Origin of the sequence: Xanthomonas sp. 3307 (assembly GCF_014199735.1) — a bacterium.
Classification (GTDB): Bacteria; Pseudomonadota; Gammaproteobacteria; order Xanthomonadales; family Xanthomonadaceae; genus Xanthomonas_A; species Xanthomonas_A rydalmerensis.
The window spans coordinates 133,401-157,384 of the sequence record NZ_JACHOG010000004.1; the positions used below are offsets into that span (position 1 = coordinate 133,401).

At 69.0% G+C, this 23,984-nt stretch carries 16 protein-coding genes; 7 read left to right on the top strand and 9 right to left on the bottom strand.

Annotated elements, in window-relative coordinates:
- Window positions 1-329: 329 nt before the first annotated feature.
- Window positions 330-923, top strand: coding sequence for a helix-turn-helix domain-containing protein (locus GGR64_RS11940; protein WP_326520329.1), 594 nt, complete (start codon window positions 330-332; stop codon window positions 921-923).
- A gap of 43 nt (window positions 924-966) precedes the next feature.
- Entirely contained in the window at window positions 967-1,593 is a 627-nt protein-coding gene (locus GGR64_RS11945; RefSeq protein ID WP_184646059.1) for a cytochrome b, read from the top strand.
- On the opposite strand, the gene GGR64_RS11950 is transcribed toward GGR64_RS11945, so the two are convergent.
- Together GGR64_RS11950 and GGR64_RS11955 are read right to left on the bottom strand one after the other, a co-directional pair.
- Entirely contained in the window at window positions 1,590-2,693 is a 1,104-nt protein-coding gene (locus tag GGR64_RS11950) for an ATP-binding protein (RefSeq protein ID WP_184646061.1), read from the bottom strand. The two genes, GGR64_RS11945 and GGR64_RS11950, sit on opposite strands and share 4 nt — an antisense overlap.
- Complete coding sequence (locus GGR64_RS11955) at window positions 2,690-3,421, bottom strand: response regulator (RefSeq protein WP_160966036.1); 732 nt, start codon at window positions 3,419-3,421, stop codon at window positions 2,690-2,692. Before GGR64_RS11955 ends, GGR64_RS11950 begins: the two co-directional genes overlap by 4 nt.
- A gap of 148 nt (window positions 3,422-3,569) precedes the next feature.
- Between GGR64_RS11955 and GGR64_RS11960 the strand changes: the two genes are divergently transcribed.
- Both GGR64_RS11960 and GGR64_RS11965 read left to right on the top strand, forming a co-directional pair.
- Window positions 3,570-4,724 carry an efflux RND transporter periplasmic adaptor subunit gene (locus GGR64_RS11960; protein ID WP_184646063.1) on the top strand — a complete coding sequence of 385 codons (1,155 nt, stop codon included), beginning with the start codon at window positions 3,570-3,572 and terminating at the stop codon, window positions 4,722-4,724.
- 15 nt (window positions 4,725-4,739) lie between these two features.
- Window positions 4,740-7,871: a multidrug efflux RND transporter permease subunit gene (locus GGR64_RS11965; RefSeq protein WP_184646065.1), complete on the top strand. Its 3,132-nt coding sequence runs from the start codon at window positions 4,740-4,742 to the stop codon at window positions 7,869-7,871.
- A 245-nt stretch (window positions 7,872-8,116) separates the two neighbouring features.
- Here GGR64_RS11965 and map read toward each other — a convergent pair whose 3' ends face one another.
- Window positions 8,117-8,893 carry a type I methionyl aminopeptidase gene (map, locus tag GGR64_RS11970; protein ID WP_184646067.1) on the bottom strand — a complete coding sequence of 259 codons (777 nt, stop codon included), beginning with the start codon at window positions 8,891-8,893 and terminating at the stop codon, window positions 8,117-8,119.
- Window positions 8,890-9,102, bottom strand: coding sequence for a ParD-like family protein (locus tag GGR64_RS11975; protein WP_010340731.1), 213 nt, complete (start codon window positions 9,100-9,102; stop codon window positions 8,890-8,892). The genes map and GGR64_RS11975 overlap by 4 nt, the downstream gene beginning before the upstream one ends.
- Window positions 9,103-9,626: 524 nt before the next feature.
- On the opposite strand from GGR64_RS11975, the gene GGR64_RS11980 reads away from it, so the two are divergent.
- The 3 genes from GGR64_RS11980 (at window position 9,627) to GGR64_RS11990 (ending at window position 14,934) form a co-directional block, all read left to right on the top strand.
- Window positions 9,627-10,709, top strand: coding sequence for a macro domain-containing protein (locus tag GGR64_RS11980; RefSeq protein ID WP_260303013.1), 1,083 nt, complete (start codon window positions 9,627-9,629; stop codon window positions 10,707-10,709).
- Between the two features lie 255 nt (window positions 10,710-10,964).
- On the top strand, window positions 10,965-12,365 hold the full coding sequence (locus GGR64_RS11985; RefSeq protein WP_184646069.1) for a 3' terminal RNA ribose 2'-O-methyltransferase Hen1: 1,401 nt from the start codon (window positions 10,965-10,967) through the stop codon (window positions 12,363-12,365).
- A gap of 16 nt (window positions 12,366-12,381) precedes the next feature.
- Window positions 12,382-14,934, top strand: a complete 2,553-nt coding sequence (locus GGR64_RS11990) for a polynucleotide kinase-phosphatase (RefSeq protein ID WP_184646071.1) — start codon at window positions 12,382-12,384, stop codon at window positions 14,932-14,934.
- Between the two features lie 152 nt (window positions 14,935-15,086).
- Here GGR64_RS11990 and GGR64_RS11995 read toward each other — a convergent pair whose 3' ends face one another.
- The 5 genes from GGR64_RS11995 to GGR64_RS12015 all read right to left on the bottom strand — a co-directional run bounded on the left by GGR64_RS11995 (window position 15,087) and on the right by GGR64_RS12015 (window position 23,955).
- Window positions 15,087-16,391: a sorbosone dehydrogenase family protein gene (locus tag GGR64_RS11995; RefSeq protein WP_184646073.1), complete on the bottom strand. Its 1,305-nt coding sequence runs from the start codon at window positions 16,389-16,391 to the stop codon at window positions 15,087-15,089.
- Window positions 16,384-16,833, bottom strand: a complete 450-nt coding sequence (locus GGR64_RS12000) for a DUF2231 domain-containing protein (protein ID WP_184447263.1) — start codon at window positions 16,831-16,833, stop codon at window positions 16,384-16,386. The genes GGR64_RS11995 and GGR64_RS12000 overlap by 8 nt, the downstream gene beginning before the upstream one ends.
- A 125-nt stretch (window positions 16,834-16,958) precedes the next feature.
- On the bottom strand, window positions 16,959-18,134 hold the full coding sequence (locus tag GGR64_RS12005) for a LacI family DNA-binding transcriptional regulator (protein ID WP_221236194.1): 1,176 nt from the start codon (window positions 18,132-18,134) through the stop codon (window positions 16,959-16,961).
- Between the two features lie 75 nt (window positions 18,135-18,209).
- Complete coding sequence (locus GGR64_RS12010; protein ID WP_184646074.1) at window positions 18,210-20,654, bottom strand: GH92 family glycosyl hydrolase; 2,445 nt, start codon at window positions 20,652-20,654, stop codon at window positions 18,210-18,212.
- Window positions 20,655-20,793: 139 nt separating this feature from the next.
- Window positions 20,794-23,955, bottom strand: coding sequence for a TonB-dependent receptor (locus GGR64_RS12015; protein ID WP_184646342.1), 3,162 nt, complete (start codon window positions 23,953-23,955; stop codon window positions 20,794-20,796).
- Window positions 23,956-23,984: the final 29 nt, after the last annotated feature.

Consider the following 23,984-nt stretch of genomic DNA (forward strand, 5'->3'; position numbering starts at 1 on the left):
CGCGTGCGCACGACGACCGGATTCATCGGTCGGTCCTGACCCGTTCGATCAGCGCCCCTGCGACGGCCTTCGCGCCAAGCGGCATTACTCCGGTCGCCGCCCATCGCACTCCACACGCCGCGACCGCCGCGCTGTCGGGGCCCGGAACCTGGCAGAGGCATTCGCGGCACACGGCGCACCACCCGAGCGGCACACGCCTTCGGGGCGCAATGGCGTGCCGGCTGGCGCGTCGCCATCCCTGTCGTGCGCGCATCGAACCCAATCGAGGCACATTGACATACGCCCTGTACGCAAATAACGTACACCGCGTATGTGAATGAGATATCCCCGTGCACCAGCGCCGCAGCCGCCGCGAGATGATCGAAACCACCCGCGCCAGCCTGCTGGCCGCGGCGCGGCAGGCGTTCGCCACGCACGGCTTCGCGCATACCTCGATGGACGTGTTGACCGCCGAGGCCGGCCTCACCCGCGGCGCGCTGTACCACCACTTCGGCAGCAAGGACGGCCTGCTCATCGCGGTCATCGAGCAGATCGAGGCCGAGGTGGGCCTGCGCCTGCAGGCGGTGTCCGACGCGGCGCCCACGCCGTGGGACGGCTTCCGCCGCCGTTGCCGCACCTACCTGGAACTGGCGCTGGAGCCGGAGATCCGCCGGATCATCCTGCAGGACGCGCGCGCCGCCTTCGGCGACGTGCCGCCAGCCGCACAGTCAGTGGGGATCGCCGCGCTGCAGGCGGCGCTGGAAGCCTTGATCGCCACCGGCACGGTGGCGCCGCTGCATGCCGGGGTGATGGCACGCATGCTCTACGGTGCGATCACCGAGGCGGCGTTCTGGATCGCCGAGCCCGACGCCGACCTGCATGTGCGGCTGGCCGATGCGCTGGACGCGCTGGACCGGCTGCTCGACAGCCTGCGCGCGCGCTGAGCGCGCCGCGTCTCTTCTTCGCCTCCCACCCAGGACCACGCACATGCACTGGCGCAACACGGCACAGCGCTTCGGCGCCCTCGCCAAGCTGTTCCACTGGACCACCGCCGCCGCCTTCATCGGTGCGTATGCGGTGGTGTACTACGTCATCTGGTTCATGGACGACACCTCGGACACGTCGCTGCCGGTACTCAACCTGCACTGGGTGCTGGGCCTGCTGGTCGGGTTCCTGGTGCTGCCGCGGCTGCTGTGGCGCTGGCTGGACGTGCAGCCGGACGATCCGCCGGGTTCGGCGATGGAACACCGGCTCGCGCACCTGGCACACGTGGGCCTGTACGCGCTGCTGATCGTGATGCCGCTGACCGGCTACATCGGCACCGGCGCGCCGACCGACCTCGGCCTGTTCCGCATCCCCGGCTTCAACGAGACCGCGCTGTTCGCCTGGATCAGCCGCACCTGGCACCTCAGCTGGGAGGCGTTCGAAGCGCCGATCGACGTGGTGCACCACTTCATCGGCAAATGGATCGCCTGGGTGGTGGTGCTGCTGCACGTCGCTGCGGCGCTGTTTCATCACTGGATGCGGCGCGACGATGTACTGACCCGCATGCTGCCGTGGCGCGTGGCGCGTGTGCGCGGCAACGTGTCGCCGCCTGAGGCAAAGCGCGCCTAGCGTCGCTCCGGCACCTGCGCCGCGCGGGCCACGGCCTCCCCTGACGCCAACGGCCAACGCACCTCGAACCGCGTCCCGCTGCCGGCGGGCAGGCACAGCGCATCGCCGCCGTGCGCTACCGCAATCGCCTTGACCACGGCCAGGCCCAGGCCGCTGCCGCCGCTCTTGCGCGAGCGCGACGGATCGCCGCGGCGGAACGCGTCGAACACGCGCGCGGCGATCTCCGGGGCGATGCCGGGGCCGGTGTCTTCCACGAACAGCACGCACTGGTCGGCCTGCGCCTGCACGCCGATCCGCAGCGGACCCGGCTCGGCGTAGTGCTGCGCGTTCTCCAGCAGCGCCATCAGCGCCTGGCGGATGCGCACCGCATCGCACAGCACCTGCGTGCGCAGCGCCAGCGTGGATTCCAACACTAGCCCGCGCGCGTCCAGGCTGGCGGCGAACGCATGCAGCACCGCCTCCACTTCCTGGACAAGATCGGCCGGTGCCGACTGCAATTCCAGATGCCCGCTGTCGGTGAGGCTGAGCACGCGCAGGTCCTCGATCAGCCGGTTCAGGCCTTCGACCTGCCGCAGCAGGCTCTCGAACGCGGCCACGTCCGGCGCGAACACGCCCTCGGCCAGGCCTTGCAGGCGCCCGCGCAAAATCGTCACCGGCGTACGCAGTTCGTGGGCGACGGCGGCATTCCAGAATGCACGCTCGCGGGTCATCGCCTGCAGGCGATCGGCCATGGCGTTGAAGTCGCGCACCAGTTGCGCGGTCTCGCCCAGCGCATGCGCGTCCATGCTCGCGCGCGCATGCAGATTGCCCTGGGCGACTTCGCGCAGGCTGTGCGCCACCGAGTTCAACGGGGTCAGGATGCGCCGCGACAGCCGCACCGCCACCGCCACCGCGATCGCCACGGCCAGCGCCGCGGTGGCGCCCATCCACATCATCTCGACGCGCGACGGCACCCAGGTGTCGGAGATGCTGTCCGGCTGGTAGGCCACCGCCACCGCGTAGAACACGTAGGAGCCGACCACCGACAGCAGGATGATCCACAGCGCCAGCGCGCCCAGCGACAGGATGACCTGGCGGCGCAGCCCGGTGGCGCGACTCATGCGCCGGTTCCGAACCGATAGCCGACGCCGCGCACGCTGGCCGGCGTGCCCTGCACGCCCAGCGCCTCCAGCTTCTTGCGCAGCTTGCTGATATGGCTGTCGATGGTGCGCTCCTGGGTGTCGCCTTCCGGCAGGCAGGCGTCGAGCAGTTCGGCGCGGCTGAACACCCGCTTCGGTGCACGCATCAGCCGCACCAGCAGCTTGAACTCGGTGAGCGTGAGGTCCAGCGTGTGCCGGTCTTCGCCCACGCGCACGCTGGCCTCGTGCTGGTCCAGGTCAACATGGAAAGCGCCCACGCGCAGGCTCCGCGCCTCCTCGGCGCCGTTGCCGCGGATGCGCCGCAGCACTGCCTGCACCCGCGCCACCACCTCGGCCGGATTGAACGGCTTGACCACGTAGTCGTCGGCGCCCAGGCGCAGGCCCATCAGCTTGTCGATGTCCTGGTCCAGCGCGGTGAGCATGATCACCGGCGTTTCGCCGCGGTGGCGCAGTTCGGCCAGCACCTTCCAGCCATCCACCGCCGGCAGTTGCACGTCCAGCAGGATCAGGTCCGGATCCAGCGCCAGGTGCAGTTCCAGCGCGGCGCGGCCGTCGGCGGCGTGGGCGGTGCGCAGCCCGCTGCGCGCCAGGTAGGCGATCAGGATCTCGGCGATCTCGCTCTCGTCTTCGGCGATCAGGACCAGCGGCGCGGACGCGGGCGCGGTGGCGCCCGGAGAGGAAACGGACATGGCGTGGCGGCGAAAGGCGCATCGGCCCGGACGGGCGCGGATCTCCATCATATCTCCACACAGCATCGAACGCCGCGCAACCCGCGGCCGCGACCATGCGCGGCTTTGGCGTCGCCGTATCCGCGGCGGCAGCGACGAGGCACGAGGCATGGGCATGCGGCAACAGGTACGGACTCTGGGAATCGGTGGCGCGCTGGCGTTGGCCCTGGCCGGCTGCGGCGGTGGCGCGCCGCCGCAGGCGGTGGCCGCGCCGGTGCAGGTCACTGCGATGACCCTGCGCCCTGCGCCGATGACGGTGAGCGTGGACCTGCCCGGGCGCGTGGCCGCGGTGCGCAGCGCGCAGATCCGTCCGCAGGTCGGCGGCATCGTGCAGCGCCGCTTCTTCGAGCAGGGCGCCGATGTGCGGCGCGGCGATGCGCTGTTCCAGATCAACCCGGCACCGTTCAAGGCCGAGATGGACACCGCCGCGGCCGCACTGCATCGCGCCCAGGCCGCGCAGGTGCTGGCCGACGTGCAGCATGCCCGGCTACAGCGGCTGGTCGAATCCAGCATGGTCAGCCGGCAGATGTACGACGATGCCGTCTCGCAGCGTACCCAAGCCGCCGCCGCGGTCGCCGAGGCCAAGGCGACGCTGTCACGGCGGCGCCTGGACCTGGCCTTCGCCACCGTCGATGCGCCCATCGACGGCCGCATCGACCAGGCGCTGCTCACCGAGGGCGCGCTGGTCTCGCCCAGCGACAGCGCACCGATGGCGGTGATCCAGCAGATCGACCAGGTCTACGTCGACGTGCGCCAGTCCGCCGCCGACCTGGACCCGCTGGACCCGGCCGCGCACGCGCAGGCCGCTGCCGGCGACGGCCTGCCGGCGCAGATCCTCGACCGTAGCGGCGTGCCCTCGGGGCTGAGCGGGCGCGTGCTGTTCTCCGGCATCAACGTCGATGCCGGCACCGGCGACGTGCTGCTGCGCATCCTGGTCGACAACCCGCAGCGGCGCCTGCTGCCGGGCATGTACGTGCGGGCGCGGGTGCCGCGCGCCCACTACGCGCAAGCGCTGCGCGTGCCGCAGCAGGCGGTCACCCATGTCGGCAAGCATGCGCAGGTGTGGGTGCTGGACGCCAACGCGCGCGTGCGCAACGCGACGGTGCAGCTGGGCGAACTGGTGCAGGGGCATTACCGTGTCGTCGCCGGCCTGCAGGCCGGGCAGCAGGTGGTGGTCGAAGGCATCGACCGGCTCGGCACCGGCACCCAGGTGAAGGCACGCGCGTGGCAGCCGCCGGCCGTCGCCACCGCGGCCGCGGACTGAGCAGGGGACGCCGCCATGCCGCAGTTCTTCATCGAGCGCCCGGTCTTCGCCTGGGTGATCGCGCTGTTCATCGTGCTGTTCGGCACCCTGGCTATCGGCCAGCTGCCGGTGGCGCGCTATCCCTCGGTGGCGCCGCCGTCGGTGTCGCTGATCGCGTCCTACCCCGGCGCCACGCCGCAGACCCTCAACGACTCGGTGGTGAGCCTGGTCGAGCGCGAGCTGTCGGGGGTCAAGAACCTGCTGTATTTCGAGTCCACGGTGGACACCTCCGGCAGCGCGCAGATCACCGCCACCTTCAAGCCCGGCACCAACGCGGAGCTGGCGCAGGTGGACGTGCAGAACCGCATCAAGGCGGTGGAGCCGCGCCTGCCGCAGGCGGTGCGGCAGAACGGCCTGCAGGTGGAATCGGCCGCTTCCGGCTTCCTGATGCTGGTCGGCCTGACCTCGCCCGACGGCCGCTACGACGAAGTGGCGCTCAACGACTACCTGGCGCGCAACATCGTGCAGGAACTGCGGCGTATCGACGGCGTCGGTCGCGTGCAGCTGTTCGGCGCCGAGCAGGCCATGCGCGTGTGGGTGGACCCGGACAAGCTCGTCGCCTACGGCCTAACCATGACCGAACTGGCGCAGGCGATCGAGCAGCAGAACGCGCAGATCGCGCCCGGCCGCCTCGGCGACGAGCCGGCCGTGCGCGGCCAACGCCTGACCGTGCCACTGACCGTGGCCGGGCAACTGACCACGCCCGCGCAGTTCGCTGCCATCGTGCTGCGTGCCGACAGCGGCGGCGCGCGGGTGACCCTGGGCGACGTGGCGCGGGTGGAACTGGGCGCGCAGTCCTATGGCTTCTCCAACCGCGAGAACGGCGCCGCCGCCACCAGCGCGGCGATCCAGCTCTCGCCCGGCGCCAATGCGGTGCGCACCGCGCAGGCGGTGAAGGAACGCCTGGCGGAACTGGCCGCGAGCATGCCAACGGGCATGACCTATTCGATCCCGTTCGACACTGCGCCGTTCGTGAAGCTCTCGATCAAGCAGGTGCTCAAGACCCTGCTCGAGGCGATGGTGCTGGTGTTCCTGGTGATGTACCTGTTCCTGCAGAACGTGCGCTACACACTGATCCCGGCCATCGTCGCGCCGATCGCGCTGCTGGGCACCTTCGCGGTGATGCTGCTGGCCGGCTTCTCCATCAACGTGCTGACCATGTTCGGCATGGTGCTGGCGATCGGCATCATCGTCGACGATGCCATCGTGGTGGTGGAGAACGTCGAACGGATCATGGCCGGCGAAGGCTTGCCGCCGCGGGAGGCGACGACCAAGGCGATGCGCGAGATCACCGGCGCGGTGGTCGGCATCACCCTGGTGCTGACCGCGGTGTTCATCCCCATGGCCTTCGCCAGCGGTTCGGTGGGCGTGATCTACCAGCAGTTCACCCTGGCGATGGCGGTGTCGATCCTGTTCTCGGCGTTCCTGGCGCTGACCCTGACCCCGGCGCTGTGCGCCACCCTGCTGCGTCCGGTCGCGCCCGGCCATCAAGCCAAGCGCGGATTCTTCGGCGCGTTCAACCGTGGCTTCGAGCGCCTGGCTGGCGGTTATGCCACGCGCGTGACCTGGCTGCTGCGACGCGGCGGGCGGGTGATGGCGGTGTTCGCGGCGCTGTGCGTGGCGCTGGTCTTGGCGATGCGCATGCTGCCCTCGGCGTTCCTGCCCGAAGAGGACCAGGGTTATTTCATGACCTCGATCCAATTGCCCACCGGCGCCACCAGCGAGCGCACCTTGGACGTGGTCAAGGCGTTCGAACGGCACGTCGCCACGTGCCCGGCGCTGGCCTCCAACTTGGTGATCCTGGGTTTCAGCTTCTCCGGCTCGGGCACCAACGCGGCCATGGCCTTCACCATGCTCAAGGATTGGGACCAGCGCCACGGCGCCAGCGCGCGCGACGAAGCCGAACGCGCGCAGCAGGCGATGGCCGCCTTGCCCGAAGGCACGGTGATGAGCCTGCTGCCGCCGGCCATCGACGAGCTCGGCACCTCCTCCGGCTTTACCGTGTACCTGCAGGACCGCGGCAACCGCGGCGAGGCGGCGTTGATGGCCGCGCAAGCACAACTGCTGGACCTGGCCGCGCGCAGCGACGTGGTCAGCGATGTCTATGCCGACGGCCTGCCGCCGGGCAAGAGCATTCACCTGGAGATCGATCGCCAGCAGGCCGAGACCATGGGCCTGTCGTTCGCTACGGTGAGCACTACGTTGTCGGCGGCGATGGGCTCGCTGTACGTCAACGACTTCCCCAACGCCGGGCGCATGCAGCAGGTGATCCTGCAGGCCGACGCCGCGTCGCGCATGCAACTGGACGACGTGCTGGGCCTGCGCGTGCGCAGCGACAGCGGAGGCATGGTGCCACTGCGCGAAGTGGTGCGCGCCAGCTGGACCGACGCCCCACAGCAGTTGATGCGCTTCCAGGGCTTCCCGGCCGTGCGCATCGCCGGCGGCGCCGCGCCCGGCGTGTCCAGCGGCGCGGCCATGGCCGAGATGGAACGGCTGGCTGCGCAACTGCCGCCCGGCTTCGCCGTGGCCTGGACCGGGCAATCGCTGCAGGAACGGCAGTCAGCCGCGCAGGCGCCGCTGCTGATGCTGCTGTCGGCGCTGGTGGTATTCCTGGTGCTGGCGGCGCTGTACGAGAGCTGGTCGATCCCGCTGTCGGTGCTGCTGGTGGTGCCGCTGGGCCTGCTCGGCGCGGTCGCCGCGGTGATGCTGCGCGGCCTGCCCAACGACGTGTTCTTCAAGGTCGGGCTGATCACCATCATCGGCCTGTCGGCAAAGAACGCCATCCTCATCGTCGAGTTCGCCCGGCAACTGCACCGCGACGGCCAGGGGCTGGTCGAGGCGGCGACCAATGCCGCACGGTTGCGCCTGCGCCCGATCCTGATGACCTCGCTCGCCTTCGCCCTGGGCGTGGTGCCGCTGATGCTGGCCAGCGGCGCCAGCGCCGAGACCCAGCACGCCATCGGCACCGGCGTGTTCGGCGGCATGGTCAGCGGCACCGTGCTGGCGATCTTCTTCGTGCCGGCGTTCTTCGTCTGCGTGGTGGGGCTGCAGGAGCGCGTGGCGCACTGGCGTGCGCGACGCGGCGGCGACGCGTCAGCCGAGAACTAGACCGGCGCTGCGGCTGCCATTGCGGCAGTCAACTGTCGTGCAGCCGCGACAAGCGAAGCCGAAAGCCGACTGACGCCCTCCGTCGTCGGGACTGAAGTCCCTCCCACAGTGCAGTCCTCCGACAAGGCTGGTGCCGCGCCTGTGGGAGCGGCTTCGGCCGCGACGCGACCAGGCATGACGAGAAGGTCGTCTCCCACCGTTGCGCAGCATCGTTCGCATCCACACCGCACCGTCGATCGCCGTCCTCACTCCACCTGGCACAACGGCACTTCGCCCGGCCGCAAGGTCAGCACCCGCACGCCGCTGGCGGTCACCGCGACGGTGTGCTCGAACTGCGCCGAGAGCTTGCCGTCGCGCGTATGCACCGGCCATTGCTCGGGCAATGCGCGGATCGCCGCGCGCCCCTGGTTGAGCATCGGCTCGATGGTGAACACCATGCCCTCGCGCAACTCCAGGCCGGTGCCGGCGTGCCCGTAGTGCAGGATCTGCGGTTCCTCGTGCATGGCGCGGCCGATGCCGTGGCCGCAGTACTCCTTGACCACGGTGTAGCCATGCGCGCGCGCATGCCGCGCGATGGCGTGACCGATGTCGCCCAGCCGCGCGCCCGGACGCACCGCGGCAATGCCCTTCCACATCGCCTGGTACGCGGCCTGCACCAGCCGCCGCGCCGGATAGCCCACCTCGCCCACCAGGTAGGTGGTGCTGGAGTCGGCGATGTAGCCGTGCTTCTCCAGGGTGATGTCCAGATTGACGATCTGCCCGTGGCGCAGCACATCGTCGGCCGACGGCACGCCATGGCAGACCACGTCGTCGATGGAGGCATTGAGCACGAACGGGAAACCGTACTGGCCCTTGCTCGCGGGCCGTGCGCCCAGTTCGTCCACGATCATTCGTTCGACGAGGTCGTTGAGCTCCAGCGTACTGCGACTCAGCAAGCACATCCCGTCCAGCCGTGCGAACACCTGCGCCAGCAGCCGCCCGGACTCGGCCAGCAGCGCCAGCTCGTCCGGCCGCTTGATCACGTGCGCCCCGGTGTCACCGCCTGCGGCCGCACCCCCGCCGCGCGCAGCTCGCGCGCCACGATGTCCTGGAACGACAGCTCTGGGTTCATCTCGCACAGCATGCCGACCTTGATCCAGAAATTGGCCTGCGCGTTGATCGAACGGCTGGTCACGGTGCAGGCGCGACGCAGTTGGTCGTGCAGGTCGTCGTCGATATTGACGATGCCCATGGTGGCTCCCGATGCGATGAATATATGCATCGTATACGTTTCATATATTACCGGCAAGCCAGCACTCCACTACCCGGCGCAATGCTCCGCATCACGATCGAGCAGCGTTGGCCACCCCGTAGGTCGCCTACCAGATACCAGGGAACCTTCAAGCGGGAGAGGAAGCGCATCTATGGGCGCGGCTTCGTCCGCGACGAGGCATCCCCTGTAACGCCCGTCGCCGAAGCCGCTCCCATGGCAGCGGATCGTTGCCGTTGATCGGCGCCGCCGCATGTTTCCTGGCGTCGCCCGATCTCAGGAAGTGAGACGCCGCAGCCGCATGCTTGCGCGCTCCCCGCTGCTGCCCTGGCCGCCCTGGCTGCAGGACAGCCAGAAGCGCACATGCGCTGACGTCAGCATCCGCCTCCTCGCCCGGCCTGCCTGGGCCAGGCCGTGAATGGCGCCATCCGCACACGCGGCGCCCGGCCCAGTGCGGACATGCGGTCGTCGTTGCCCACGGGATTTCTCCATCGATGGATCGCACCATGCTCAAGGCACGTATCGGCGACCTGTTCGCCAGCCACGCCCACGTCTACGCGAATGCGGTCAATTGCGCCGGCATCATGGGCAAGGGCATCGCGCAGGCGTTCAAGCGGCGCTACCCGGCCATGTTCGAGGACTATGCCGTGCGCTGCCGCGAGGGCCGCGTGCGCATCGGCGAACCCTATCTCTATGCGGAAGCCAGCGGCATCCGCATTCTCAACTTCCCGACCAAGCGCCATTGGCGCTCGCCATCGCGGCTCGAGGACATCGCCGCAGGGCTGGACTATCTCGCCGCGCATCTGCGTGCATGGGACGTGCGCAGTCTTGCCCTGCCGCCGCTCGGCTGCGGCAATGGTGGGCTGGCCTGGGACGATGTCGGTCCGCTGATCTACCGCACGCTGGCGCACCTGCCGGTCGACATCGAGGTCTACGCACCGTACGGCACGCCGCTGGCGCAGCTCGAGCCCGCCTTCCTGTCGCGGCCGGCAAACGCCTCGGCCGAGGGCACCGGCAAACGCACGGCGACCCAGCCGGGCTGGGTCGCGATCATGGAAGTGCTGCGACGGCTGCAAACCCGGCCGGAGGCGCGGCCGATCGGGCGCACGCTGTTCCAGAAGCTCTGCTGGGCCATGACCGAGCTGGGCGTGCCGACCGGGCTGACATTCGGCGATGCCGGTCGTGGACCGCGGCAGGGCGACGTCCGGCCGATCCTGACCGACCTGGCCAACCGCAACTGGCTGCACGAACAGCCGCAGGGACGGACGATGGCGCTGCGCGCGTCGCCGCAATATGACACCGAGCATGCCCGGTTCGCTGCGGCGTATGCGCCCTACGAGGCCGAGATCGCCAAGGCCGTGGACCTGTTCGCGCGCATCAGGAACACCGACCAGGCCGAGGACATCATGACGGTGTTCCAGGCCGCGCGCCGCCTGCAGGCGGCGCATGCCGGGCAACTACCCGATGCACAGCAGCTCCTTGCCCATCTGCGTCACGCACACACGATTGGGGAGTCGGGGGAAGAGCAGCGTGCGACGGCAGCGGCGATCGACACACTGCTGGCGCTGGACTGGATTCGCTTGCGTTGAGCACGGCGCTGCCAGGCGCGCCGCCAAGTGCCTAGTCCGGCGCGATTCGCAGCAAATGACGCCGCGTCGTCGCGGCGGCCACATGCCGACGACGGCCATCCACGGTCGACACGGCTGAGTCGCCGGAGCGCCGACACACCCGCCACCATGCAGGCCGCCGCGCCGGGCCGACAGTTGTCCGGCCACCTGCACGGTCGCCGTACAGCGGCCATGGTCGCACGGTAGACTCACGGCCTTTCTCGCGAAGCCATCACCGTGCTGCTGTCCCTGTCCACCACCACCCAGCCCGCCACCGATCTCGGCTACCTGCTGGTCAAGCATCCCGAGCGCGCCCACGAGGTCACCCTGCCATTCGGCACCGCACGGGTGTTCTACCCGCAGGCCGACGACACGCGCTGCACCGCGGTGCTGATGCTGGACATCGACCCAGTCGGGCTGGTGCGCGGCCGTGGCGAAGCCGAAGGCAGCCTGTCGCAGTACGTCAACGACCGTCCGTACGTCGCCAGTTCCTTCCTCTCGGTTGCGCTCAAGCGCGTGTTCGGCACCGCCATGGCCGGCACCAGCAAGAGCCGCCAGGCACTGGCGGACACGGCCATTGCGCTGGAAGCGGAGATTCCGGTGCTGCGGTGTCGCGGCGGCGAGCAATTGCTGCAGGCCTGGTTCGAGCCCCTCGGCTACACCGTGACGGTTGAACGCCTGCCGCTGGACCCGCGCTTTCCCGAGTGGGGCGACAGCCCGTATGTCCGCCTGCAGCTCGCCGGGACCGTGCGCCTGCAGGACCTGCTGACCCACCTGTACGTGCTGCTGCCAGCCATCGATGGCGACAAGCACTACTACGTCGGCCAGGACGAAATCGAGAAGCTGCTCGACAAGGGCAGCACCTGGCTATCGGCACACCCGCAACGCGAGGCGATCGTCGGCCGCTACCTGCGCCGCCACAAGCCGCTGGTGCGTGCGGCACTGGCGCGCCTGCTGGACGACGAGGAGGAGGCGATCGACGAACAGGAAGTGCGCAAGGAAGCGGTCGAGGACGCGATCGAGCGTCCGCTCAGCCTCAACGACCAGCGTATGCAGGCCGTGGTCGAGACGCTGCGCTCGCTTGGCGCGCGCCGTGTGGTTGACCTGGGCTGCGGCGAAGGCCGTCTGCTCGGCCTGCTGCTCAAGGAGCCGCAGATCGAGCACCTGCTGGGCGTCGACGTGTCGCTGCGCTCGCTGGACCACGCCGCCGAGCGGCTGCACTTGGAGCGCATGCCGCCGGCGCAGCGCCAACGCATTACCCTGGCCCACGGCGCACTGACCTACCGCGATCGCCGCATCGAGGGCTTCGATGCCGCCTGCGCGATCGAGGTGATCGAACACATGGATGCGCCGCGTCTGCCCGCGTTCGAGCGCGCCCTGTTCGGTTTCGGCAAGCCGCCAGCGGTGGTCATCACCACGCCGAACAGCGAATACAACGTGCGCTTCCCGACCCTTCCGGCCGGGCGTTTCCGCCACCCCGACCACCGCTTCGAGTGGACGCGCACGGAATTCCGCGCCTGGGCCGACGGCGTGGCGCAGCGCAACGGTTACCGCGTGCGCCATGCCCCCATCGGCCCAGACGATCCGGAGGTCGGCCCGCCGACCCAGATGGCGGTGTTCACCCGCGACGTGGCCTGACCCTTTCGGCATCCTCATGACAATACGCATTCCCAAGCTCAGCCTGGTCGCCCTGATCGGGCCGTCCGGCAGCGGCAAGTCCACCTTCGCCCGCACCCACTTCCTGCCAACCGAAGTAGTCTCCTCCGACGTCTGCCGCGGCCTGGTCGCCGACGACGAGAACGACCAGACCGCCACCGGCGACGCCTTCGAGGTGCTGTACTTCATCGCGCGCAAGCGGCTCGCCGCCGGACGCCTGACCGTCGTCGACGCCACCAACGTGCGTCCGGAAGACCGCAAGCGTCTGGTCGAACTGGCGCGCGAGTTCCATGTGCTGCCCTGCGCCATCGTGTTCGACCTGCCCGAGCGCGTGTGCCAGGACCGTAACAGCGTGCGCCCGGATCGCAACTTCGGCCCGCATGTCATCCGCAACCAGCAGCAGGCGCTGCGCAAGGGGCTGCGCGGCCTGGAGCGCGAAGGCTTCCGCCATGTCAGCGTGCTGCGCTCGGTAGAGGACGTCGCGTCCGCCGCGATCGAACGCATCAAGGTCTGGAACGACCGCCGCGAGGAGCACGGGCCATTCGACCTGATTGGCGACGTGCACGGCTGCCGCGACGAACTGGTTGCCCTGCTCGGTCGCCTGGGCTACACCGTCGGCGGCACCCGCGAGGCACCCGAGATCGCCGCACCGGAAGGGCGCAAGGCGGTCTTCGTCGGCGACCTGGTCGACCGCGGCCCGGATTCGCCCGGCGTGCTGCGCCTGGTCATGCACATGGTCGGCAACGGCACCGCGTTGTGCGTGCCCGGCAACCACGACGTGAAGCTGCAGCGCAAGCTGGCCGGACGCGACGTGCGCATCAGCCATGGCCTGGCCGAGACGCTGGAACAACTGCAGGCCGAGCCGGAGGAGTTCAGCCGCGAGGTCGCCGCCTTCATCGACAAGCTGGTCAGCCATTACGTGCTCGACGACGGCAAGCTGGTGGTCGCCCACGCCGGCCTCAAGCAGGAATTGCAGGGCCGCACCTCGCAGCGCGTGCGCGAATTCGCGCTGTACGGCGAGACCACCGGCGAGATCGACGCGTTCGGCCTGCCGGTCCGTTCCGACTGGGCGCGCGACTATCGCGGCCCGGCCATGGTGGTGTACGGCCACACGCCGACGCCGGAGCCGGAATGGGTCAACCGCACCATCTGCCTCGACACCGGCTGCGTGTTCGGCGGCAAGCTCACCGCGCTGCGCTATCCGGAGAAGGAACTGGTCTCGGTCGCGGCCGCGCGTGAGTACTACGCACCGGTCAAGCCGCTGCTCCCTGCCGAAGACGCGAGCGCCGCGGCCACCGCGCCGCGCGAGGCATTGCTGCTCGACCTGGACGATGTCGCCGGCAAGCGCGTGATCGAGACTCGCGCCTTCCGCAGCGTCACCATCCGCGAGGAGAACAGCATCGCCGCGCTGGAGGTGATGAGCCGCTTCGCCATCGACCCGCGCTGGCTTGTGTACCTGCCGCCGACGATGGCACCGCCGGAGACTGCCAAGTCCGGCGATCTGCTCGAACGTCCGCAGGAAGCGCTTGACTTCTATCGCCAGGAAGGCATCGCCACGCTGGTGTGCGAGGAAAAACACATGGGCTCGCGCGCGGTCGTCGTGCTGTGCCGCGATGCCGGTGTCGCGCAGCGCCGTTTCGGCATCGGCGACGACGGTCGCGGTGTCGTCTACACCCGCACCGGCCGCCGCTTCTTCGGCGAGCGCGAGCTGGAAAACGCCTTGCTGGACCGCCTCGACGCGGCACTGCAGCGCGCAGGCCTCTGGGAGGAACTGAACACCGATTGGATCGTGCTCGACGCGGAACTGCTGCCATGGTCGGCCAAGGCTCAGGAGCTGCTACGCGAGCAGTACGCGCCCACCGGTGCCGCCGCCACCGCGGCGCTTGCCACCGCGCGCACCTGGCTGGACGCGGCCGCCGCGCGTGGCGTCGATGTGCAGCCCTGGCAGCAGCAGGCGCAGGCCCGCCACGGCGATGCCAGCCGCTTCGTCGACGCCTACCGCCGCTACTGCTGGGAGGTGAACGGCCTGGAGGACCTGAAGATCGCGCCGTTCCACGTGCTGGCCTGCGAAGGCGTGGCCGGCCTGGAGCGCGACCATCGCTGGCACCTGGACGTCGCCCGTCGCCTGGCCGACGTCGAACCGCTGGTGCGCCTGACCCGGCATGTGTTCGTCGACCTTGCGGACGAGGCCAGCGTCGCCGACGCCGTCGCCTGGTGGGAGACACTGACCGCGCAGGGTGGCGAAGGCATGGTCATCAAGCCGGTCGAAGGCCTGGCGCGCAGCAAGCGCGGGCTGGTGCAACCGGCCATCAAGTGCCGCGGCCGCGAGTACCTGCGCATCATCTACGGGCCCGAGTACACCGAACCGCAGAACCTCGACCGGCTACGCCAGCGTGGCCTGCGCACCAAGCAATCGCTGGCCATCCGCGAGTTCGCGCTGGGCCTGGAGGCGCTGCAGCGTTTCGTCGCGCAGGAACCACTGTACCGCGTGCACGAATGCGTGTTCGGCGTATTGGCGCTGGAGAGCGAACCGGTGGACGTGCGGCTTTAACACCCATGTCCGTGCTTTTCCGCAATCCGGCCACGCGGCCGGGTTACCCGCATACCGCACCGCGGCGCCACGACCGGCGCCGCCCGCGATGAGGGCGGCATCGCGTCGGGACTGCGCCGCCCACGTACAGGTGGGCGGCGTCATGCGATCGGTCAGAAACTCACGCGCCACACACTGTTGCCGACATCGTCGGCAATCAGCAGCGCGCCGTCTTTGTCCTGCGCCAGGCCGACCGGGGCACCGAACAGCTGCGACTCGTCTTCCGAATGGAAGCCGCTGACCACGGTCTGCGGCGGACCGGCCGGACGGCCATGCTGGAACGGCACGTAGACCACCTGGTAGCCGCTGAGCGGCGAGCGGTTCCAACTGCCGTGCTCGGCGACGAACGCACCTTCGCGATACTTGGCCGGAAGCGTCTCGCCGCGGGTGAACCACAGGCCTAGCGCCGCCACATGCGAACCCAACGCATAGTCCGGCTTGATCGCCTTGGCGACCAGGTCGGGCCGCTGCTCTTTGACCCGCGTATCCACGTTCTGTCCGTAATAGCTGTAGGGCCAGCCATAGAAGCCACCTTCCTGCACCGAGGTCAGGTAATCGGGCACCAGGTCGGCGCCGATCTCATCGCGTTCGTTGGCGATCGCCCACAACCTCCCCGTCCGTGGCTCCCACTGCAGTCCGGTGGGATTGCGGATGCCCGAGGCGAAGATGCGGCTGCTGGCCGAGGCGACATCCACTTCCAGCACCGCCGCGCGGCGGTACTCCACGTCCAGTCCGTTCTCGCCGATGTTGCTGTTGGATCCGACGCCCACGTACAGCTTGCGTCCGTCCTGGCTCGCCAACAGCGCCTTGGTCCAATGGTGCTCGATGGTGCCGGGAAGATCGGTGAACAATGTGCCGGCCGCGCTGATCTGCGTCTGGCCGGCGACATAGGGAAACTTCATGATGGCGTCGGTGTTGGCGACGTACAGGCTATCGCCGATCAACTGGACACCGAACGGCGAGTGCAGGCCCTGCAGGAACACGTGCCGCTCCCATGTGCCGTCAGCGGCTCTGCGCAGCAGCGTGATGCGGTTGCCGCCCTTGGCGCTCTTGCCGGAGCGGCCCTGGATCAGGCCGGCGATCAGTTGCTTGGGCGTGGTGACCGGCTCCATGCCCGGCGAGTTGGATTCCACCACCAGCACATCGTCGTTGGGCAGCACGTACAGCTGGCGCGGATGCATCAGGCCGCCCGCGATCTTCTCGATCTTCAGCCCGGCCGCCACCTTGGGCGCTTGTCCCTCTTTCCAGCCCACACCCTCGGGAACCTGCATCGGCGGCAACAGGAAATTCCTGGCTTCCGGCAGCGGTGGCGCGTTGCCCGACTGCTGCGTCGGTTCGAGCGCGGCCTTGCCACCGCAAGCGGCCAGGGCGATCGCGCAGGCCAGGGCCACGGCGGACATACATAGGCGCTTAGCCATGGACATACTCCTCATGCAAGGGACGGCGAATGGCGATGAGGACATGCCCGATGGCAAGCAGCACCACCGTGACGACCGAGAGCCAGAGCCCCGCAGGCACCACGGCATACGCATCGCGGCTATGCACGAAGGAATTGAAGATGGCGACGACGATCGCCAGCAGGTTCAACCAGAAGTCGAGCCGCTCCACCGGCAGTGCAGAGCGTCGCGCGGTGATCCAGACCTGCACCAGATTGATCAGCCGCGGCACGATGGCGATGACCAGACCGATCGCGATCAGCCAGGCGGCCGCCTTGGTCCACAGGATCACGCCCGTGCGGGCGTAGACGACGTCGAAGATCAGCGCGGCGACGAAGCAGCCGAATGGAATGGGATTGAGTAGGCCATAAAGGGCATTGGCCACGACGGAACGGCGTGGTGCGGGTGCGGTCTGCGGATGCATGAGACAGCTCTCGACGAAAGGAGGGAGGAGGCGAATCGCCCAGTCACCGTGGGACCGCGGAACACTCCGCTCCGGTGACGCGACCCACTATCTGCCCCTCCACGTCTAGAGGGTGTCGCGATCGGCTAGCGCCTCTTCGGCGCGATCCGCACGCCGCTGCTCTCGCGTACGCACAACGTCACTGGCGCGATGGTGCTGCGTGGTGCGGCGCCTGCCTCCCGTTGTGCGAGCACCAGCTGCGCCGCCTGGCGGCCACGGGCGCGTGGTTGCGCAGCGAGCGTGGTCAGCGCCGGCGTGCTCACCGCGGCCTCGGGGATGTCGTCGAAACCGGTGATCGCGAAGTCCAGGCCCGGACGGATGCCGCGCGCGAGCAGGCCCAGCATCAGGCCCAGCGCGACCGTGTCGTTGTAGCAGACCGCCGCGGTGGGCGACGCGTCGTGGGCAAACAGGTCGCCGTGGCGTGCGGCCGCTTCAAGGCGATTGGGTGCCGACTCGATCAGCCACGCCGGGTCGACCGGCAGCTTGGCCTGCCGCATCGCCTGCGCGTGGCCGGCGCGGCGCTGCCGGCAGGAACTGGAATCGGCATGGCCGCCGTAGAACGCGATACGACGGTGGCCGAGCGCGATCAGATGCTCGGTGGCCAGTTGTGCGCCGCGCTGGTTGTCCAGGCCGAGAAAGCCCCAGTCGTCGGCACCGGCCAGTTCGCGATTGAACAGCAGCACGTTCGCGCGCGCATCCAGCACCGTGTGCAGTTCGGCGACGTCGCTGCCCTCGGCCGGCGACAGGATCACCCCGGCCGGGGTGTGTTCCATCAGCGAACCCAGCACCGCCTGCTGCCGCGCGGGCGATTCGCCGGTGCTGCCGAGCAGGGTCACGTAGCCCTGCTCGCCCAGTGCCTCGTCCACGCCAGCGGCGAATTCGGCGAAGAACGGATTGGCCAGGTCGTTGATGACCAGGGCCACGCAGGTCGAGGTGCGGCGGCGCAGGTTCGCGGCGCCGCGGTTGTAGACGTAGCGCTGCCGTTTCAGTTCCGCTTCCACCCGCGCGCGGGTGTCGGCATGCACCAGCGGGCTGCCGCGCAGCACCAGCGAGACGGTGGCGCGCGAGACGCCGACCGCCTCGGCGATGTCGGTGACGGTCACCACGCGCTGGCGGTCGCGCGCGGCGGCGACCGGTGCGGTCTTTGCGGCCTTTTTCGCCTTGTCCGCATGCTCCGCCGCAACCGGTGCCGCCTTGCGCGCGGCGACCTTGGCAGCGTTGGAGCCTGCGGATCCGGTTCCGGGTGGACGCTTCTGGCGCATCGGATCGATTCCCTTCGGGCGAGGCGCCCAGCCTAAACCATCGGCTGCGCGCGCCTGCCGCGAGACGGCACGGACTCAGCGCCAGCCCAGGCTGGCGGCGGACGGCGGCGCCGCGCACGGCGACATCGGCAGATCCTGCGGCTGCGTCCCCCAACCCTGCGGCTGCGGCGCATCGCGCAGGTCGAAACGCAGGCGGCCGCCTTGATGCAACTGCGCCCAGTCCAGCCACACCGGCGCGTGCGCGCGGCCATCCAGCGACACGCCACCGACGTAGCGCAGCTTGCCGTCACCGGCCTGCGGCGCGTCGATACGCAGCGTGCGGCCCGGCCCCACGTCCAGTTCGACACGCGAGAAGCGCGGCGCGTGCAGCAGGAACTGCCCGGTGCCCGGCACCGCCGGATACAGGCCCATGGCGCTGAACAGATACCACGCCGACATCGTGCCCAGGTCGTCGTTGCCGGTGACGCCGTTCGGCGCATTGGTGAACAACGTCTGCGCCGCATGCAGCACGGTGCTGGTCTTCCACGGCTGGCCGATCAGCGTGTACATCCACGGCGCGTGCAGGTCGGGCTCGTTGTTGGGGTTGTAGCGGAACTGGCTGTAGTAGCTGTACGGCCCCACCACCCATTCCTTGCGCGCAGCGCCGGCCGGGTCGGCCAGCAGCGCGTCGTAGGCGAAGAACGCGTCCAGGCGGCGCGCCGCCTGCTCGGGCCCGTGCATCGCCTGCACCAGGCCCGGCACGTCCTGCTGCGCCAGCCACTGGTACTGCCAGGCCGTGCCTTCGTGGAAGCCGTGCTGCGAGCGCGGATCGTAATGCCCATCCGACGGCGTGTACCACGCGCCATCTTCGGTGCGCGGCCGCGGGAAGCCGGTGAAACCGGTGTCCGTGTCGCGCACGGACGGATCCCACACCGTCCGCCAGTTGCGCCCGCGGCGGTTCAGCACCGCCGCGTCCTCGGCGTGGCCCAGTGCGCCGGCCATCGTCGACAGCGCGCAGTCGGCCAGCGCGTACTCCAGCGTCGCCGAGCCGCCATGGTGCGGGTCGACGTCCATGCCCTTGGACGGGAACGCGCGGTCGTACTGCACGAAACCCTGCGCCAGGTAGTTGGCGTTGCCGGACCGCCCGGCGTGCCGCGAATTCAACGGCGGCATCTCGAAGGCGTTGCGGCGCAGCGCGGCGTAGGCCTCGGCCTCGCGGCCCTGCAGCGCGCCGAAGCGCCACAGGTCGACCAGGAACGGCGTGACCGGATCGCCGGTCATCACGTTGCTCTCGAAGTTGGCATAGCCCCAGCGCGGCAGCCAACCGCCTTGCGCGTTGATCGCCAGGATCGAACGGCCGATGTCCGCGGCGCGCTGCGGCTTGAGCAGGGCCAGCAACTGATTCTGCGCGCGGTAGGTGTCCCACAGCGAGAAGAACTCGTGGTACGTCCAGCCGTCGGCGTGGTGGATGCCGTCGTCGTAGCCGCGGTAACGGCCATCGGCGTCGCTGCCGGTCAGCGGCTGCAACAGGGAGTGGTACAGCGCGGTGTAGAACACCACGCGGTCGTCGCCGCTGCCGCCGCGCACGCGCACGCTGGCCAGTTCCTTGTCCCAGGCCTGCTGCGCGCGGGCGCGCATGGCGTCGAAGCCGAGCAGGCGGCCATTGGCCATGCCCTCGCTGCGCAGGTTGTTGCGCGCGCCCTCGGCATCCACGTGCGAGATCGCCGAGATGGCGGTGACCGCACGGCCCTTGCCCAGGTCGAAAGTGAGCCACGCGCCGCTGGGCTTGCCCTCGCCCTCCATGCCATGGCGCGATCCCGGCACGCCACCGGCCTCGCCCCAGGTGCCGAAGGCCTTGAACGGGCGGTCGAATTCCAGGCGGAACCAGGTGGTGTACTGGTGGCCGCCGCAGAAGCTCTGGGTGACCAGCTTGCCTTCCACCACGCGGTCGCCGACCACGGTTAGCGTGCTGCCGGTGACCGTGTGGCGGGCGTTGGCCTGGCCGATGTTGACCAGCACGTGGCCGTCGCCCGAGGTGGAAAAGGTATAGCGCTCGGCCGCGGCGCGGGTCAGCGCAGTGGCTTCGGCGTCGATGCCGCCGTAATCGGTCAGCCGCACCTTGTAGTAGCCGGCCTGGCCGCGCTCGCCGTCGTGCTGGTAGCGCGCGCCGTAGCGGGTATGGTCGAACGCCTTCGGATCGGCCGTGTCGAAATCGCCGCCGGGACCGATGCGCCCGGTCACCGGCAGCACCGAGACCTGCCCGCCCTGCTCCCAGCAGCCGGCGCCGGACAGGAAGGAATGGCCGAAGCCGCGGATCTGCGGGTCGTCGTAGCGCCAGCCGGCGTAGTGCGCACCGATCGGGCTGACCTGGATCATCCCGAACGGGGCGGACGCACCGGGAAAGGTGTTGCCGTCGTCCTTGCTGCCGATGAAGGTGTTGACCTCGGCACTGGGCCGCGGCACGGCGGCAAGCGCCGGCGTGGCCAGCAGCAAAGACAGGGCGAACGTGCGCAGCACGCAAGGCAGCAGGGACGACGTCATGCGATGGGATCCTGTGGTGAACGGCTGCGTAAACGCGACGGCGCAGTCGTGGACGGCGAAAACGGTAGCCCGGCCGTCGCCGGACCGTCGCGCCCATGCTGTCCGCCGCGCGGCAGGCATGGGCACGACACAATGCAGCCTAGAACTTGTAGGTCAACCCAAGGTACGCCAGCCGGCCTGCGTAGCCACCTGTGTAGAAGCGTGCCCGGGTATCGTCGCCCAGGTGCTGGCGCGACTCCTGCTTGGTCAGATTCAGCACCGAGGCGGTGAGGCTGAGCGCCGGGGTGATGTTGTATGCCGCGTTCACATCGATCTGGTAGTACGGCTCCTCGTAGACGTTCAGCCCGTTGACCAGGCCCTGCACCAGCTCGCCGCGACGGTTGTACGAGGCGCGCAGCAGCAGGCGGTCGGTCTCGTAGAACACGGTGAGGTTGGTCTGGTTCTTGGCGCTGCCGGGCATGGAGGTCTTGCCGACCTCGGTGCCGTCCTCCAGTCGCACCGCCGCCTTGCTGGCATCGTTGTAGGTGTAGTTGAACTGCACGCCGAGCCCTGAGGGCAGCGTGTGCTGCGCGTACAGCTCCACGCCCTGCGACACCGCATCCTGGCCGCCGGCCTGGGTGCTGTAGTTCTGCACCGTGACCGCCTGCCCATTGATCATCATGTTCACGTCGCTGACCACGTCGACAGCGAAGTTCTCCACGTTCTTGCGGAACAGTCCCACGCCCGCCACCGAGCCCGGCTGGAAGTACCACTCCAGCCCCAGGTCGAACTGGGTGGCCTTGTATGGCTGCAGGTTCTTGTTGCTGCCCGAGCCGTACCAGCCCTGCTCGCTGGCGCCGCCGGTCAGGCGCCGGTCGGCCACGTACTCGGGGCTGTAGTACTCCAGGCTGCCCGGCGCGGCGATGTCGTTGTAGCTCGGCCGTGCGATCACCTTCGAGGCCGCCGCGCGCAGCAGCAGGTTCTCGGTCAGGTCATAGGCCAGGTTGAAGCTCGGCAGCACGTCGGTGTAGTTGCGGTCCAGGCCGCTGACCACGAACGACTCGTTGCGCTGCTGCGTGTCCGACAAGCGCCAGTAGCCCTCGGTGCCGCAGTAGGTATCGGCCGGCGCGCCTGTGGGCATGGCAGCGCCCTGCTGGCAGGCCAGCGGGTTGCCGTCGGCGCCGTCGAAGAAGTAGTCGTTGTAGGCGGTCACCTTGTCGGTGGAATCGGCATGCTGGCCGGTGCGCGCGACGCGCACGCCGACGTTGCCGCGCAGGCGCTCGGTGTGGAAGTTGAGCTGCAGGTAGGTCGAATAGATCTTCTCGTCGACGTTGTAGACGAAGTTGTCTTCGCTACGGGTCTGCATCGCGCCGTAGGTGTTGTTCAAGTAACCGATATAGCCGGGGAAGTTGATCGCCGGGAACGCGCTGGATCTCACCCCGCCGGCGAGGTTGTTCATGGAAAACAACAGATCCGGCGAGAACTGCGTGGCCAGCGCGTTGCAGCGCCCGTTCCAGTAACGGTTGTTGTAATCGCTGGGGTCGGTGCCCGGGCACACCCAATAATTGTTGCCGGTGTTGCGATGGACGCCGCCGTCGCGGCGCTTGAGGCCGAACTGCAGCGAGTCGAAGACCTCGCCGTCGATGTGCCAGGTGGTATCGATCTGCGCATACTGCTGCTGATTGGTGTTGCGGGTCCAGGACGAACTGGTCGAACCCAGATCGACCTGCAGGAGGCCATCGCGCAGGTTCTGCATCAGCTCCGGCGAGAACGTCATGGACGGCGTGCCGGTCAGGTCCCAGGCGCTGGCGAAGTTGCCGTTGCTCCAGCTGCCGTCGGCGTTCTGGCGGCGCGGCTTGATCGGCAGGGAGAACTGCAGCTCCGGCCCGCCCTTGGCCCAGGTGCGGCCGGCCTTGAACGCCACGTCCACCTTTTCGCCGCGCCATTCGCCGCCCAGGTCCACCGTCTGCGACAGCGACTTCTCGATGTTGTAACTGCCGGTGATCTGCGGCGTCGGTACCGTGCAGTCGTCCGAGCCCCAGCCGCCGGGCGGCAGGCCGGCCGCGGCGGCCTGGGCTTCGCTGCAGTAATACGCCTTGCCCGGATGCAGGCTGTAGTCGGCACCGGTGACGATGGTGCCGCTGGGATCGAAGCGCAGCCCGTCGAGGAGGCGGCCGCCGCGCCAGTTGCCGTCGCCGTAATAGCGGGCGATGTTCCACTCGGGAATCTTGATGGTGTTGGTCTGCGAGTTCTGCGACAGGTCGAAGCGGAAGTAGTTCGCGGTCAGGGTCAGGTCGTCGGTGGGCTTGAACTGGAAGGTCAGTTGGCCGCCCTTGCGTTCGCGCTCCTCCTGCTTGACGTCCAGGCTGACCGCCGTTGGCATCATGAAGCGGGTGTAGTACTTGCCGTTCTGGTCCCAGAAGCCGGTGCCGCCCCACCAGTTCGAATTGAAGTCCGACGGATTGCCATTCACGTCGACCGCCGGGCCGCCTTCGTCGCGGCCGTACCACTGCCAACTCTCGGTGCTGGCATTCAGCGTGCGCGCAGTGCGCTTCTGCTGCGTGTAGCCGACGAACACGCCGAAGCGGTTGTCCTTGTCGTGCCACGAGTACGAGCCGGAGAACTGGCCGTCGGTCTTCTTGCTGGTATCCGACCACACGCCCTCGGCGGAGACGAAGCCGGAATTGGGCTCCAGCTCCAAAGGACGCCGCGTCTGCAGGATCACCGTGCCACCGATGCCGCCTTCGTCGATACGCGCTTCCGGCGTCTTGTACAGTTCCGCGCTGCCCAGCAGGTTCGAGGGCAGCAGCGTGTAGTTGAACGAGCGCGTCGGGTCGCCGTTGGACTCGGCGGTGGCGATGTAGTTGCCGTTCAATTCGGTGAGCACCAGCTCCGAGGACAGGCCGCGCACGCTGACGTTCTTGCCCTCGCCGCCGTCGCGGCTGATGACCACACCGGGCACGCGCTGCAGCGCGTCGGCCACGTTCTTGTCGGGGAACTTGCCCACGTCCTCGGCGGTGATCACATCGACCACGGCATTGGCGTTGCGCTTCTGCTCCAGGCTCTTCTCGATCGCGTAGCGGTAGCCGGTCACCGTCACCGCATCCAGATTCTTGGCCTCCAGTTCGGCCTGACCGGAGGGCGCCGGCGCGGTGTCGGCCTGCTGGGCGAACGCGGTGGTGGAGGCAGCGGTCGCGCACAGCGCGATGGCGATACCGGCGGACAGCGTGCTGCGCTTGCGCGCGGATGGCATGCACTTCATTTCAATCATCCTCTCCCAAAGATTGATCGGCTGCGCGAGTACGGCCACCGCGCAATCCATGGATCGAGCAGCCTCCGCGTCGCTGTAGA